Source organism: Dyadobacter sp. CECT 9275, assembly GCF_907164905.1.
Lineage (GTDB): Bacteria > Bacteroidota > Bacteroidia > Cytophagales > Spirosomataceae > Dyadobacter > Dyadobacter helix.
The window spans coordinates 1-15640 of the sequence record NZ_CAJRAF010000001.1 but is presented as its reverse complement, the minus strand read 5'-3'; the positions used below and the strand labels follow the sequence as shown (position 1 = coordinate 15640).

15 protein-coding genes, 1 tRNA gene and 1 pseudogene are annotated in these 15640 nt (G+C 42.2%); 13 read left to right on the top strand and 4 right to left on the bottom strand.

Features of this window, described 5'->3' with window-relative positions; translation table 11 throughout:
- Positions 1–87: 87 nt before the first annotated feature.
- From KOE27_RS00075 to rhuM, 5 genes are all read left to right on the top strand, one after another.
- Positions 88–540: a nucleoside deaminase gene (locus KOE27_RS00075; protein WP_215236851.1), complete on the top strand. Its 453-nt coding sequence runs from the start codon at positions 88–90 to the stop codon at positions 538–540.
- A gap of 63 nt (positions 541–603) precedes the next feature.
- Positions 604–1209, top strand: a complete 606-nt coding sequence (locus tag KOE27_RS00070; RefSeq protein WP_215236850.1) for a superoxide dismutase — start codon at positions 604–606, stop codon at positions 1207–1209.
- 102 nt (positions 1210–1311) lie between these two features.
- A tRNA-His gene (locus KOE27_RS00065) sits at positions 1312–1387 on the top strand.
- Between the two features lie 250 nt (positions 1388–1637).
- A complete protein-coding gene (locus KOE27_RS00060) occupies positions 1638–2858 on the top strand; it encodes a site-specific integrase (protein ID WP_215236849.1) in 1221 nt (406 codons plus the stop codon).
- Positions 2859–3109: 251 nt separating this feature from the next.
- Positions 3110–4072: a virulence protein RhuM/Fic/DOC family protein gene (gene rhuM / locus KOE27_RS00055; protein ID WP_215236848.1), complete on the top strand. Its 963-nt coding sequence runs from the start codon at positions 3110–3112 to the stop codon at positions 4070–4072.
- 838 nt (positions 4073–4910) lie between these two features.
- On the opposite strand, the gene istB is transcribed toward rhuM, so the two are convergent.
- The 3 genes from istB to KOE27_RS00040 all read right to left on the bottom strand — a co-directional run bounded on the left by istB (position 4911) and on the right by KOE27_RS00040 (position 8012).
- Positions 4911–5660 (bottom strand): IS21-like element helper ATPase IstB, encoded by a 750-nt coding sequence (gene istB / locus KOE27_RS00050; protein ID WP_215236847.1) that lies wholly within the window; start codon positions 5658–5660, stop codon positions 4911–4913.
- Positions 5661–5681: 21 nt separating this feature from the next.
- Positions 5682–7232 carry an IS21 family transposase gene (gene istA, locus KOE27_RS00045; RefSeq protein ID WP_215236846.1) on the bottom strand — a complete coding sequence of 517 codons (1551 nt, stop codon included), beginning with the start codon at positions 7230–7232 and terminating at the stop codon, positions 5682–5684.
- A gap of 117 nt (positions 7233–7349) precedes the next feature.
- Positions 7350–8012, bottom strand: a complete 663-nt coding sequence (locus KOE27_RS00040; protein WP_215236845.1) for a Fic family protein — start codon at positions 8010–8012, stop codon at positions 7350–7352.
- A gap of 295 nt (positions 8013–8307) precedes the next feature.
- On the opposite strand from KOE27_RS00040, the gene KOE27_RS00035 reads away from it, so the two are divergent.
- The 6 genes and pseudogenes from KOE27_RS00035 to KOE27_RS00015 all read left to right on the top strand — a co-directional run bounded on the left by KOE27_RS00035 (position 8308) and on the right by KOE27_RS00015 (position 14217).
- Entirely contained in the window at positions 8308–10686 is a 2379-nt protein-coding gene (locus KOE27_RS00035; protein WP_215236844.1) for a type I restriction-modification system subunit M, read from the top strand.
- A gap of 625 nt (positions 10687–11311) precedes the next feature.
- The gene (locus tag KOE27_RS00030) at positions 11312–11665 is read left to right on the top strand and encodes a restriction endonuclease subunit S domain-containing protein (RefSeq protein WP_215236843.1); all 354 of its coding nucleotides are present in this window, start codon (positions 11312–11314) and stop codon (positions 11663–11665) included.
- A gap of 51 nt (positions 11666–11716) precedes the next feature.
- On the top strand, positions 11717–11899 hold the full coding sequence (locus KOE27_RS00025; protein ID WP_215236842.1) for a restriction endonuclease subunit S domain-containing protein: 183 nt from the start codon (positions 11717–11719) through the stop codon (positions 11897–11899).
- Positions 11900–12009: 110 nt separating this feature from the next.
- A pseudogene (locus KOE27_RS29990) lies at positions 12010–12269 on the top strand (AAA family ATPase).
- On the top strand, positions 12224–13549 hold the full coding sequence (locus KOE27_RS00020) for an ATP-binding protein (protein WP_406566842.1): 1326 nt from the start codon (positions 12224–12226) through the stop codon (positions 13547–13549). Before KOE27_RS29990 ends, KOE27_RS00020 begins: the two are co-directional and overlap by 46 nt.
- Positions 13550–13746: 197 nt before the next feature.
- Positions 13747–14217 (top strand): Fic family protein, encoded by a 471-nt coding sequence (locus tag KOE27_RS00015; RefSeq protein WP_215236840.1) that lies wholly within the window; start codon positions 13747–13749, stop codon positions 14215–14217.
- Here KOE27_RS00015 and KOE27_RS00010 read toward each other — a convergent pair.
- Positions 14188–14373 (bottom strand): hypothetical protein, encoded by a 186-nt coding sequence (locus tag KOE27_RS00010; RefSeq protein WP_137340549.1) that lies wholly within the window; start codon positions 14371–14373, stop codon positions 14188–14190. The genes KOE27_RS00015 and KOE27_RS00010 overlap by 30 nt on opposite strands.
- Before the next feature lie 44 nt (positions 14374–14417).
- On the opposite strand from KOE27_RS00010, the gene KOE27_RS29560 reads away from it, so the two are divergent.
- Complete coding sequence (locus KOE27_RS29560; RefSeq protein ID WP_229252558.1) at positions 14418–14657, top strand: hypothetical protein; 240 nt, start codon at positions 14418–14420, stop codon at positions 14655–14657.
- Between the two features lie 5 nt (positions 14658–14662).
- The coding region (locus KOE27_RS00005) for a type I restriction endonuclease (protein WP_229252557.1) at positions 14663–15640 on the top strand (978 nt) is incomplete at its 3' end.

The window sequence follows — 15640 nt, the reverse complement described above, 5'->3', positions numbered from 1 at the left end:
TTGTTTTTTGGAATAATCAAAAAAATGGGATATACATTGCACGGCAATCATATCCCATTTTTGCTTTTTTATAAATGCTTTTCATGTATGGATATACAGGCGGACCTACTGGATCAATATTTTATGGGCGAGGCATATCGCCTGGCCAGGCAAGCTTACGAGGAGGGGGAGATTCCTGTGGGGGCGGTGGTGGTATCCGGTGAAAGAATACTGGGAAAGGGATATAACCAAACGGAAAAGCTGCACGATGTTACCGCCCATGCCGAGATGATCGCCATTACGGCGGCATCGGACTATCTGGGCTCCAAATACCTCACCGACTGCACCCTGTATGTAACCCTCGAACCTTGTGTAATGTGCGCCGGAGCCCTGTACTGGACGCAAATGGAACGGGTGGTGATGGGAGCCGAAGACGAAAAACGAGGATTTTCCAGGCTTGGCACGGGAATTTTACATCCCAGGACGAGGCTGGTAAAGGGGGTACTCGGAGAAGAAAGCCGGGAACTGCTGCTCAAATTTTTTAAACGGTTAAGAACATAAACCTCTTTTCTGCTGTTAGTCATTTACTGTACAATTTTTAATAACCATAAAACCTGATTCAAAATGGCATTTACACTCGATCCCTTACCTTACGCAAATAATGCTTTGGAGCCCCATTTCGACGCATTAACAATGGAGATACATCACGACCGTCACCACCAGGCATACGTTACCAATTTGAACGCTGCCGTTGCCGGTACGGACCTGGAAGGTAAAACCATAGAGGAAATCATTGCCAACATCAGCAAAGCGCCTACTCCGGTACGCAATAACGGCGGCGGGCACTGGAACCATACATTTTTCTGGAAATCCCTGTCGGCAAGCGGCGGCGGCGAACCTACCGGCGAACTAGGCAAAGCCATCACCGCGAAATTCGGCTCATTCCAGGCTTTCAAAGACGAGTTCAAAAAAGCATCCATCGGCCGTTTCGGCTCAGGCTGGGCATGGCTGATCGTGAAGGACGGCGAGATCGCCATTACTTCTACCCCCAACCAGGACAATCCTCTGATGGACATCGCTGAGGTAAAAGGTACGCCCGTGATCGGACTGGATGTGTGGGAACATGCCTATTACCTGAAATATCAGAACAAACGTCCGGATTACATCGATGCATACTGGAACGTGGTAGACTGGAAAGCGGCTGACGCTCTTTACGTTGCCAATAAATAATTGACAAAAGGTTTGAAGTCTGTAAAAAAACTGCAAAATAGTCTTGCAAGCTTCAAACCTTTTCCTACTTTTGTACTCCGAAACGTTTCGCGTTTCGAAAACGGAGGTTGTAGCTCAGTTGGTTAGAGCGCTAGATTGTGGTTCTAGAGGTCGCGGGTTCGAGACCCGTCTCCCTCCCATTTAGAAGTTTTTAAAATCAACAAAATGCCTGTAAATCAATGATTTACGGGCATTTTTGCTTTCCGGGATATCCCAAAATATGCAAAAATTCTCAATGTTTCAGTGAGTAATTCGTGTAGTTCGCTCATTTTTGAAAAAAGACTCACTGAAGTGGGGTTAAATCATTGATTTGCAGGATGTTCAAGAGATAAACATCTTGTTTTACAAGCGCGGCGGCTCGATATTTATTCATCTTAAACGCTTGTGTTATGTTGGAAAAGAGTTTCGGCCTGCTTTTTTATTTAAAGCCCGCTAAAAATCAAAAGGGAAATGTCAGATATGTTTATCTGAGGATTACAGTCCAGGGAAAAGTTGCAGAGCTATCTACAAAAAAGCTATGGAGTACCAGACATTGGAATTCGATAGCTGGAAGAGCGACCGGCAACAAGGAAGACACCAGAACGCTTAATGCCTATCTGGACATGTTGGCAGCGAAGGTTCATCAGGCTAAAAAGATGCTTATCGAAGATGACATAAAAGTCACCGCGGAAGCACTCAAAAATGTTCTTTTGGGAAAGAGTACTGAAACAAGAACCATTCTGGAAGTTTTCCAGTACCACAATGAGCAGATGGCAGCACTTGTTGGAAAAGAATTTGCTCCGCTTACACTAAGCAGATACAAAACTGCGCTCGAGCATACGCGCTCATTTATCCAGTGGAAATACAAAATGGATGACCGACGGATCAGCGACCTTGATTTTGAATTCATCTCCGAGTTCTCTTTCTGGCTTCGCAGCGCACGCGGTTGTAATCACAACTCGGCCATTAAGTATATGTCGAATCTGAAAAAGATTGTGCTCATCTGTGTTAATAATAAATGGCTGAAAAAAGACCCTTTCCAGGGATTCAAACTGACTAAAAAGGAAGTTGTAAAAAATCCGTTGTCGCGAGCAGAGCTCCAACGCCTGACGGAAAAGGAATTGGAAATGGATCGCCTCAACAATGTTCGTGACATCTTTCTTTTCTGCTGTTATACCGGCCTTGCTTATGTTGATGTAAAGCAGTTAAAGCGTAGCGATATCGTTACAGGAATGGATGGGGATCTTTGGATTGATACAACCAGACAGAAAACGGATTCAGCCACCAGAATTCCACTGCTTCCGACAGCTTTGGAAATAATGAAGAAATACGAAGATGATCCGTTGTGTAGTAACCGGGGAGTTGTGCTTCCGGTTTTAAGCAACCAGAAGATGAATGCCTACCTCAAAGAAATTGCGACTTTATGCGGAATTTCAAAAACGCTCACTTTTCACATCGCACGTCACACTTTTGCGACGACAGTTACACTTAGTAACAAAGTTCCAATTGAGACAGTGTCAAAAATGCTTGGACACCGATCTTTGAAGCAGACGATGGTTTATGCCAAAATTCTGGATGTGAAGATCAGTGAGGATATGAAAGCGCTGAAGGAGCGGTTGAGAAACACCTAAGACCAATGTATCGCAGGCGGCGCTAATATGCCTGCGATACATTGGTAGTGTTATAATTACAAATATCTTGTTCATACCTTAATGGCTTTCATGAGCCGTTTTTTATCGTGGGAGGTGGCAGAGAAAGAATCGAAGACTTTCTCTGAAATATAAAGACTTCTGAGCGCAACGTGTTGACCAATCAGCCTCGGCTGCTACTGGCTCCAGAAGAATTATAAATTTATTGTAAACTTGAATTCTAAATCCAGAAAATGAAAAATCAAATAGAAATATATCAAAGCCAGGACGGACAAACTCAAATAGAAGTAAAATTTGGAGAAGACACTGTATGGCTCAATAGGAATCAATTGGCTGAGCTTTTTGGCCGTGACGTTAAAACAATAGGTAAGCATGTAAACAATGTATTTTTTGAAGGAGAATTAGAGAAGTCGGCAGTAGTCGCAAATATTGCGACAACTGCCGCAGACGGTAAGGTTTACCGGGTGGATCATTATAATCTTGACGTAATAATCTCAGTTGGCTACCGGGTTAAATCACAGCAAGGAACTCAATTCCGGCAGTGGGCTACACAGCGTTTAAGAGATTATCTGGTCCAGGGTTATGCAATTAATGAGAAACGGTTGAGCCAAAAGCAGCAAGAGGTTCAGACCTTAAAAGATGGAATCCGTATACTAAGCCGGGCAATTGAAACAAAAATGGACGATGCAGATCTAACATTGCTAGACCAATTCGCTAAAGGCCTTGAATTACTAGACGATTACGATCATGAAAAATTGGATTCGAAGGGCATCACAACACGGCAGGCAGAGTTTCCGGATTTATCGGATTACAGAAATATAATTGAGAGTATGAGAAGGGATTTCGACTCTGATATTTTTGGTAAAGAAAAGGATGATAGCTTTCAGAGTTCCGTTGCACAAATCAGTAAAGGGTTTGGAGATATCGACTTCTATCCTTCAATTGAAGAAAAAGCAGCTACATTACTCTATCTGATCATTAAGAACCATTCATTCGTTGACGGGAATAAGCGAATCGCTGCTGCTTGTTTTTTACTTTTTTTAGAAAATAACGATATATTGAAAACAAAATCCGGAGCCCTGGTCATAAGCAATGAAGCGCTTGCAAGTCTGACTCTTTTTGCAGCTGCAAGTAAACCTGAGGAAATGGATACGGTTAAGAAGTTGATTATTAGTGTGCTAAATAGGAATTATTAGGCCTAATTTCAATTTTATTAAGTTCGATACTTCAGATATAGATACCGATTGATTACATAATATAAACACTAAAGACCCAAACTCATAAACGACGTAAATGAAAAAGGGGCTGAGAATTTCCCGCCCCCCTCAAATTCAGCCATCAAGTATATGTCTAACCTCAAAAGAATTGAATACATATGCGTTAGTAACAAATGGCTTGATAATGACCGTTTCAGGTATTCAAACTGACTAAAAAGGAAGCTGTAAAAAATCCGTTGTCTCGGCAAGAGCTCAAAACACCTGACAGAAAAGGAATTTGAACTGGATTGTCTAAGTAACATCCGTAATATCTTTTTTCTGCTGTTATACCCGCCTTGCATACGTCGATGTTAAGCAGTTGAAACGGACAGATATTGTTACTGGAATGGATGGAGATATCTGGATCGATACGACCAGACAGAAAAATGATGCAGCCACCAGGATTTCGCTACTTCAAATGGCCTTGGAAATAATGAAATAATACGAAAATGACCCTTTGTGCAGTAACAGGGATGTTATGCTGCCGGTTTTAAGCATCCAGAAGATGGAATGCTTATCTGAAAGAGATTGCCATCCTGTGTGGGATTTAAAAAATGCTCACTTTTATATCGCCCGTAACACCTTTGCGACGGCAGTTACACTTAGTAACAAAATTCCTGTTGAGACAGTGTCAAAAAGGCTTGGTCACCGTTCTTTGTGGGTATTTCGGAGAAGTTGACCACCTGATTCCGTGGCAAATTGACCACCTAATTAACTGGCGGCCGGTAGTAGAAAATGCTAGTAGAAGCGATTCAAAATTAGTAAATAAAAGTTATAATTATTCGTAGCTGGTTTCGAGCTCCGTTTTTCGTTTTCTTCTCATTGATTCCCCCTTTAATTCAACCCGGTGTGCATCATGTACTATACGATCTAAAATGGCATCAGCAATGGTTTTTTCTCCTATTACTTCATGCCATTTGCTAACAGGCAACTGAGAAGTAATTATCAGGGATGTTTTTCCGTGCCTGTCTTCTATGATTTCCATCAGTGCTGCCCGGCTCTGGGCATCGAACGGCTGGATACCAAAGTCGTCCAGGATAAGAAGTTGTTGCCGTTCTATTTTTGTAATTTCTTTGATATAGGATCCATCCGCCTTGGCCATTTTGAGTTTGGCAAACAATTTGGGAGTACTGGCATACATTACGCGGTAGCCAAGTATACATGCCTGATGACCAATCGCAGATGCTACATAGCTTTTACCGATTCCGGTACTGCCTGTGATCAGTAGGTTTTCATTTCGGCCAATAAAGGAGCATTCTGCTAGGCGCATGATCTGATTACGGTCAATACTTCTATCAGCATGATAGTGGATATTTTCGACCATGGCCTTATAGCGGAACCGTGCGTACAAGATCTGGCGTTCGACCCGACGGTTATTTCTGTCATCCCATTCAGCGTCAACTAGATGAGCTAAAAGCTCATCCGCCGTGTAATCATTAGTCTTTCCACTTTCCAGGCTACTTTTAAAGGCATGGAACATGCCGTAAAATTTTAGCTTGCGTAACTTTTCCAAAGTGTTTGTGTTCATTTTTATTAATTGTTTAAAGGATTATTGATAATAGTCTTCGCCTCTGATATTATCGTGTTTGGGCATGGGTAATTCGTCTGCAAACAGGCTGTCTTCATATTGATCCATATTTTTTTCCAGTATAGTCTGGATTGTTTTATAGTTGTAGATACCATAGCTTAAAGCCCTTTGGCACGCGCTGATCAGGCGTTGTTCACCAGCTTTCTTCGCAAAAGAGAGGATACCAATACAGGAGCGGTAGGCCTGTTCGGGATGCTGTTTGCGATCCAGGATTTTAAGAATATACAACCTGACATCTTCATGGATCGAGGAAGCCCACTCCAAGAATCGATCTGGTGTCCAGTCTGTTACGAAGCGGTGTGTACTGGCCAGATGTTCTTTATCGGTAGAATAATTATAGGGACTTTTAAGCCTTTTATGAAGGGCGATACGTTCGTAATGATAATATGCTTCAACCACAGAATTGGAATACAACAACTTGACTTTCTTGCCGATAAACCGGTATGGGACACTATAATAGTGCTTGTCAACGCTCAGGCAGACATGTCCGTTCTTCATTACAGTGGCATGTAGCTGTTTTTTGAACTCATAATGCAGGATCGGAAGCGGGGCCAGAGCACTGCGCTCAATTTCTTCAAACTGGAGTCTGCGACTGTAATTACGGCCCCGAAGCAGTTGGTTATTATGAGCCTCGAGAGCAATCAATATAGCTGCGTTTAACTCTGTCAGTGAGTTGTAAACCTGCTTTCTTAAAGGCGCATAAATACGGCTGTAAACGATTTTGACAGCACCTTCCACCAACGCCTTATCTCTTGGCCGGTAAGCGCGTGCAGGTAATATCGTAGTCCCATAATGATCAGCAAAATCGGCAAAGGCCTCGTTCAGCGTAGGTTCGTATTTATTGCTTTTTATAACAGCAGCTTTAAGGTTATCCGGAACAATTGCTGCCGGCACACCACCGATATAATGAAGTGCATTCTCGCAAGCTGCGATCAGATCTTCTTTTTGCTGGCTACTGACTGCTTCCACGTAAGTGAGTTGACTCGCTCCCAGGATAGCCACAAACACTTCAACCTCAGTTAATTCACCAGTCTCTTTATCTACAATACTTAATTTAACACCTGCAAAATCGATGTACAGCTTATCGCCGGCCTTATGGTCCTGATGCATCACAGGGTTAACGCGGGCCTTCCATTTGGTCAGATGAAAGCAAAACTGGGTATAAGCAAATCCTTCCGGAAATTCCTTTTTATAGGCTTCCCAAAGCATATGACGGGTAACACCTGTCCGTTTTAATTCTTTGTCTATTTGCGGAAAACAACGTTGCAGATTCAACAATCTGTCTTGCGGTGGCTGCTGTTTAACCGTTCCGAAAAAGTCATCCAGCTCTTTATCATTCAGGCTGTTGATCTGTTCAAAGGTAAGTCCGCTCGCATCAAAAGTGGTCATGTACTTCTTAGCGGTATTGCGGGAAACACCTGTCTGTTCCGCTATCCAGAGCTTGCTGCGGCCCTGGCTGTACATCCGTAAAATCTGTCTTATTTTGCTCATGCTGATTGTCGAATTGGCCATACCTTTTACACGATTGGTTCGTGCCAAAAATATGGTTGATTCTACAGCATTTTCTAATCTCTCAGGTGGTCAGTTTACTCCGGAATCAGGTGGTCAGTTTGATCCGAAATGGGGTGGTCAATTTCGCCCGGAACAGGTGGTCAGTTTAAACCGAATTGGGGTGGTCAGTTTCACCGAATTTTCCAGCATGACATTCAATATCAGTCTTGAAATACGACCATTTCCGTCAGGAAATGGATGGATGGCCAATAGTCGGTAATGAAAGTATGTTATTATAACTAAAGGATGAAGCTCACTATCTTCTTGTAAGGTTTTAAATTCCTCAATCAACTTATCTAGGTTGGACTGGATATCTTGATATCTTGGGAATCGATGTGTAAGCCCGCTTTGATCGATAAGAAAAGCATCAGACTGTCGAAAGTGATATTCGGAAAAAAGGATTTCGTAAAATAATTGTATGTCTATTACCTCGATGGGCTTTTTAACTAAATCAAACATAAATATAGTACATGCGTACTTTCTGCCGATGTCTAAATATATTTCCTTTTGTACTTCGATAGCATTTTCTATATTACTACCAAGAATAGTGGAAGATTTTCTGATTTCCTCTGCGGGATCTTTCCTACTTTCTGCGTTTAAAGATGCTAAATACTGGGCTATGTTAAGTTGAAAATTTGACCTTACAACTGACATAACTGGATCATATTTATCTAGTTCCAGAATGTCTTTGATGTACACATTTATCGGTTCGAATTTGTCAGAGTAAATATTTAAATTCATCCAGTGGTTGTTTAGTTGTGAACTTACTTACTAGTTATATTGAGTCTCCTTACGGTTATAATCAAGAAGCTTGATTTTGTAAAATTATTTATTTTTAAAGGCCAGGGTCATTAAATTACTTCAAAAGATCTAGATGCCTTATCTATATTGCTTTCAGCAGAGTACCCCGGGCTGAATCGAGAGCTTAATTTGTCTCATTTCTAGTCAAAATCAAAATTTTGTTTTAGGACACCCTTAAAACAGACTATTTTTACAGAGCAGGAGCAAACAACCCTTTACGATTTTATCAAATTACATGAATAATACAGTACACAATAAGCTTGTTTCTTTTATCTGGTCCATTGCAGACGATTGTCTGCGTGATGTATATGTGCGTGGGAAATATCGGGATGTAATTCTTCCAATGGTAGTATTGAGGCGGTTAGATGCGTTACTGGAACCTACTAAAGAAGCTGTGATGGAGGAATTGGCGTTTCAAAAAGACGAAGCAGGTTTCACCGAATGGGATGAAAACGGACTGATGCAGGCTTCGGGTTATGTATTTTACAATACGAGTCCATGGACTTTGCAGCGACTGCACAGCACTGCCACCAACAGCCAGCAAATTTTACAAGGTAATTTTGAAGAATATCTCAATGGTTTCAGTGCCAATGTGAAGGAGATCATTGACAAGTTTAAGCTGAAAAGTCAGGTGCGGCACATGGCCAGTAAGGACGTGCTGCTGAACGTACTGGAAAAATTTACTTCTTCTTACATCAACCTGACGCCTTTTGAAAAGGTGGACCCGGATGGTCGCAAGCTACAGCCGCTTTCCAATTTAGGAATGGGTTATGTTTTTGAAGAGCTGATCCGGAAATTCAACGAGGATAATAATGAGGAAGCCGGGGAGCACTTTACGCCGCGTGAAGTGATTGACCTGATGACGCATATTATTTTTGATCCGATCAAAGATAAGCTGCCGCCAGTGATGACGATCTACGATCCTGCTTGTGGAAGTGGTGGTATGCTCACGGAATCTCAGAATTTTATCAAAGATGAAGAGGGCGAGATCCGCGCAAAAGGTGATGTGTATCTGTATGGCAAGGAAATCAACGACGAAACGTATGCAATCTGTAAGTCGGATATGATGATCAAGGGCAACAATCCGGAGAATATCCGGGTGGGCTCTACGCTTTCTACGGATGAATTTGCCGGAACGAGTTTTGATTTTATGCTGTCCAACCCGCCTTATGGGAAATCCTGGGCGAGTGAACAGAAGTATATCAAGGATGGAAAAGATATTATTGATCCGCGTTTCCAGATCAAACTGAAAGATTACTGGGGCGTGGAGGATGATGCGGATGCTACGCCGCGTTCGTCGGACGGCCAGCTGCTTTTCCTGATGGAAATGGTTTCTAAAATGAAATCGAAAGAGAAAAGCGTAACTGGCTCGCGCATTGCGTCTGTACACAATGGTTCGAGCTTGTTTACGGGTGATGCTGGTGGCGGGGAGAGCAATATCCGCCGTTATATTATTGAAAATGATTGGCTGGAAGCGATTGTGCAGTTGCCCAATAACTTGTTTTACAATACCGGCATTACGACTTACATCTGGATTTTAAGCAATAACAAAGCACCGCACCGCCAGGGAAAAGTGCAGCTTATTGACGCCGGACAGCTTTACCGCAAGCTTCGCAAAAACCTGGGTAACAAAAACTGTGAATTTGCTCCTGAGCACATCAAAGAGATTGTGCAGGTGTACACCAGCTTGGAAGCAATCGAACGCCAAGGCGATGATGGTATTGCTTCACAGGTTTTTGAAAATGCCGATTTTGGTTATTACAAAGTGACCATCGATCGGCCAAAACGCCTGAAAGCACAGTTTACCGAAGAACGCATTGCTGACCTCCGTTTCGACAAGTCCTTACGCGAACCCATGACCTGGGCATATACAGAATTTGGAGAAGAAGTGTACACCAATCTCGCAGCACACGAAAAGGCGATTTTGGATTACTGTGAAAAAAACGACCTGAGCCTGAACGCCAAACAAGCCAAAGCCCTCACCAGCAAAGATACCTGGCAAAAGCAGTTGGATCTGTTGAACAATGCGACGGATTTGCTGGCGGCAATGGGTACAGCAGAATTTAGCGACTTCAATATTTTCAAGGAAAAAGTAGATGCCGCTCTTAAAAAGCAAGGTGCCAAACTGTCTTCTTCTGAAAAGAACGCAATCCTGAATGCAGTGAGCTGGTATGATGCCGGGGCCGAAAAAGTAGTGAAAGGAATTACCAAACTGCCGGGTGAAAAACTGGAAAAGCTGTTGGATTACCTAAACTGTACAGAAGAGCAACTATCCGACCATGGATATTTTCCAACCAATAAAAAAGGCGAATACCTGCAATACGAAACGGAAAGCGATTTGCGGGATACGGAGAATGTAACGCTTAAAGAGAATATATACGAGTACTTTCTACGCGAAGTAAAACCCCACGTGGAAGAAGCCTGGATATCATTGGATGCTACCAAAATTGGTTACGAGATCAGTTTCAATAAGTATTTCTACCGCCACAAGCCTTTGAGAAGTATTGAAGAGGTGGCTGCTGATATATTGGCTTTGGAAGCGGAAAGTGATGGGTTGATTCGGGAGATTTTAGCTATGGGTGAAGGTGTGGACGTTTTAAATGATCATATTTGATGTTTGAGAAATATAGTGAGTACAGGGATTCGGCGTAAAATGGTTAGGAGAAGTTCCAAAGAATTGGGAGCTAACTCGATTGGGGACAAGATTTGAAGAAAGGCGCACAAAAGTTTCTGACAAAGACTTTGCACCTCTTTCAGTAACTAAAAATGGAATTTTGCCGCAACTTGACAGCGCGGCAAAAGTAATGATGGAGACAACAGAAAGCTCGTTAAGTCAGGAGACTTTGTTATTAATAGTCGGTCAGATAGAAAGGGATCAAGCGGTGTTTCAAATCTGGATGGCTCAGTTTCTTTGATAATATTGTGATGGAGCCAAAGAATCTAAATTCAAAGTTTTGTCATTACTATCTAAAAAGTTATTCTTTCATCGAAGAGTTTTATCGAATGGGACATGGGATCGTTGCTGACCTTTGGACTACACGATATGATGAAATGAAAGCCATCATTGTGGCAATTCCATCCCTCGCCGAACAAACCACCATCGCCAATTTCCTCGATCGTAAAACGGCCCAAATTGACCAGCCATTTCCATCAAAGAAAAACAAATAGAATTACTCAAAGATCGCAGGCAAATACTGATTCACAATGCTGTTACGCGGGGGTTAGATCCGGATGTGAAGATGAGGGACTCGGGAGTAGAATGGATTGGGGAGATTCCGGAGAATTGGGAAGTGAAGAAATTGAAATATTTTTCAGTTGTTCAAAGTGGAATAACATTGGGTAAAAGTTACGTATCTAAGAATGTTATAACCTACCCATATTTGAGGGTTGCAAATGTACAATCAGGTTATTTTAATCTTGATCAAATGGCTGAGATTAGTATGCCTAAAAGAGAAGCGGATAAATATTTAGTTAGAAAAGGAGACATTCTGGTGACGGAAGGTGGAGATTTAGATAAGCTTGGAAGAGGTACAGTTTGGAATGGAGAAATTGAAAATTGCTTACACCAAAATCATGTTTTGCGGTTCGGGTAGATACTTCTGTAATCTCGCCCCAATTTGCCTCTATATTAATGGAATCAGATTATGGTAGAAAATATTTTACCAATACAGCAAAAAACAACCAATCTAGCTTCTACTAATAGCACGAAACTTGGAAATTTTCCTGTTATCATTGCTCCGAAGGAAGAGAGAGAAGCAATCTTTGAATACTTGAAGGATGTCACCAGCAAAATTGCCACCGCCATTTCCCTGAAAAAAAGAGATTGAAAAATTAAAGGAGTACAGATCGACTTTGATTAATAGTGCGGTGACGGGGAAAATAAAGATCGCCTAGAATTCAATAACAATTACAAATCCTCCATAAAACTACCTTTAAAATGCGCATTAAATCTCTACGTCTTAAAAACTTCCGGGGTTATTACAACGAAACCTCCATTGACTTCGATGACTTGACTGTAATTGTTGGCAAAACGATATCGGAAAGTCTACCGTGCTGGAAGCTTTGGATATTTTCTTCAATGATGGTAAAGGGGTTGTAAAACTCGACAAAGACGATGTAAACAAGACTGCACTAGCTGCCGGGATACTAATATATCAATTGCCGTGCTCTTTGATGATTTGCCAGCTTCGGTGGTGATTGACAGTTCTTACGAAACTACGCTCGAAGGCGAATATTTGCTTAATTCTGATGGGTGTTTGGAGGTGATCAAGAGGTATCCAAATGCGGGCGCTGCCAAAGTATTCGTCAATGCAAATCATCCCAATAACTCTAATTGTGCAGATTTGTTGGTTAAGAAGAACGCAGAGTTAAAGAAAATAGTCAAAGACAATAGCATAGAATGCTCGAATCAATCTGTAAACGCGGAGATGCGATCGGCTATTTGGAATCACTTTGCCGAAGACTTGCAACTTGGAGAGATTGAGCTTGACGTAACCAAAGGAGATACAAAGGATATTTGGGAAAAGCTGCAAACGTATTTACCGCTCTATACACTATTCCAGTCCGACAGAAAGAATAGCGATAGCGACAGTGAAGTACAGGATCCACTCAAAGAGGCTGTGAAGCAGATCATGGCAGATGCCACGATTACTGCTTTATTGGCAGATGTCGCTGAGCGTGTTGAGCAACGCCTGATAGATGTTTCCAATAGCACTTTGGAAAAGTTACGGGAAATGAATCCGGAAGTCGCCTCGTCGTTAAAGCCGATAATTCCTCCCGCCAACGCTCTGAAATGGGCTGACGTGTTTAAATCAGTTTCGATAACCGGTGATGAGAATATTCCAATCAATAAAAGAGGGAGTGGAATCAAGCGGCTTGTGTTATTGAACTTCTTCCGAGCAGAGGCAGAGCGAAGGCAGCAGCAAGGCAATTCGAGATCAATCATTTATGCTATTGAAGAGCCTGAGACGTCACAGCATACGGACCATCAAAAAATGCTAATCAGAGCTTTTAAGCAGTTGGCTAGTGCTGCAAACACGCAGGTGTTACTTACGACCCATAGTTGTACAATTGTCAAAGGGCTCAATTTTGACCATCTGAGATTGGTTTCAATTGATGCAGTTGGAAGCAAATGCATTGAAAGTATTATACCTCATCAATTACCGTATCCGTCATTAAATGAAATTAATTATATAGCATTTAGAGACTTGACGGAAGAATACCACAATGAGCTTTATGGATATATTGAAGCTGAGGAGCTCCTTGGCGCATATAGATTGGGAAAACAAACCGTTACGTACAATAAGATATTTAGAAACGGTACGGTCGGTCCGACTCCTGTAATATTGACAGAGTACATAAGACATCAGATTCACCACCCTGAGAATGCAAACAACATAAGATATACCTTTCAACAACTTACTGACTCGGTTGATTTGATGAGAGGCTTTATTGTTGCCAGCCGGGCGAGCATTTAACGTTTTGGAAAGATTGACAGTTCTACATCTGATTAATTGCTGGTAATCATAGCAATCAAAAATAAATGGATCAAACTCCAAAACAACATGACTGACGGGACGAATTATACACCTTCAATTGACGAGAATCTGCTAATATTGCAGAAAAAGATCTTTTGAACTTATATGAGGCTAGTGGTATTGCGAAATCTGAAATCATGATTCAGGAACTGGACGAGGAAGCTGAGTTTGATATAAGTCTGATTCTGAACATTCATAGGACTGCTTTTGGTGAATTGTATGATTGGGCAGGAAAATGGAGGACGATAGAAGTTCAGGTTGGGAAGTTAACTCCACCTCATCCATCACAAGTGCCGAACTTGATGTACCAGTATGCAGATGATGTAAATTATAGATTGAAATTTGTACAGGAAAAGGTTGAAGTCGCGGAGTTGTTAGCCTATTTACATCACCGCTTTGTATGGATTCATCCTTTCAATAATGGAAACGGACGCACCGCCCGCTTACTTCTAAATGCGGCGGCGATGCTAAAAGGATTTGAACCGGTACAATTGTATCACAGAGAAGGGGAAGCTAGAAAAGAGTATATTCAGGCCTTACGAAAAGCGGACGGAGGCGATGCTCATGGACTTACAAACCTAATTCTTAATGAACTCACGGCCTTTTAATTCTGCTTCACGTAGCAGCGCAATGACGATAGCCTGTATCTGTGGCTGGGGAACTTCCTGATTTTCCAACGCCATGCTACCGCTAACCATATCGGTGACCATGGATGTAACATATGCCTTCTGGCGCAGCTTGGAATATTTTTCAAATAATTTCATACCTTCAAATATAACCTAATTTTAGTAATTTCTAAAACCTCCTGATGCCCAGCCAAACCAACGAAGCCGCCCTCGAATCTGCCATTGAAAAAAAGTTAACAGGAACAACCCTGGAAGAATATCTGAAACCCATTTCATCACTTCCAACACTCCAAGAACGAAGGCCGCTATACAGAAGCGGTCAGGGGTATTATTTGGGATTGCCAGGTGATTTCAATGCACGTTATGCGGTAGACGAGGTGAGGCTGTGGGATTTTTTGGAAACAACTCAAAAGACGAGCTGACCAAGTTGCAAAAGCAAAGTGACTGGAAACTGAAAATACTGGAACGGCTTGACCGGATGCTGAAAAAGAAAGGAATCATCAGTATTCTGCGTAAAGGTTTGGATGTGGAAGATGCGCACTTTACATTTCTGTATGTGCTGCCATTGGCCAGTAGTAGTGAGGCGATCAAACAGAAGTTCGAGAGCAATCAGTTTAGTGTAACGCGGCAGGTACGTTATTCCCTCACCAAACCCGGCGAGGAAATTGATATGGTGCTGTTTTTGAACGGTATACCATTCGCGACCATGGAGCTTAAAAACCACTGGACAGGACAAAACGCGAAGTTTCACGGGCAAAATCAATATAAAAATGAGCGGGACGTTACACAACCGCTACTGAACTTTGGCCGATGTATGGTGCATTTTGCCGTGGATACCGACGAGGCGTACATGACGACAAAGCTGGACGGCAAAAACACTTTCTTTTTGCCATTCAACCTGGGAGATGATTACGGCAAAGGCAATCCACCCAATCCTCTCGGACACAAAACCGCTTACCTTTGGAATGAAGTGCTTACACGGCAAAGTGTGGCTAACATCATGCAACACTTTGTCCGGTTCGATGGCAAGGACACCGATCCGTTAGCCAAAAAGCGTTTGTATTTTCCACGTTATCATCAAATGGATGTGGTGCGCAAACTGATTGCCGATGCCAGTCGGTTTGGTGTTGGAAAAAGTTACTTGATACAACATTCTGCTGGTTCCGGAAAGTCCAATTCTATTACCTGGGCTGCTTATCAGCTCATTGAAACCTACCCTGAAAACGATCAGGTTCCGGGCAGCAAAGGAGTCGAAAACCCATTATTCGATTCGGTAATCGTGGTTACAGATAGGCGTTTGCTTGATAAACAGCTACGTGAAAAATATCAAAGAATTTTCGGAGGTGAAAAATATTGTCGCACCTGCGTATTCTTCCAAAGAGTTGAAAGAAAGCCTGGAAAGTGG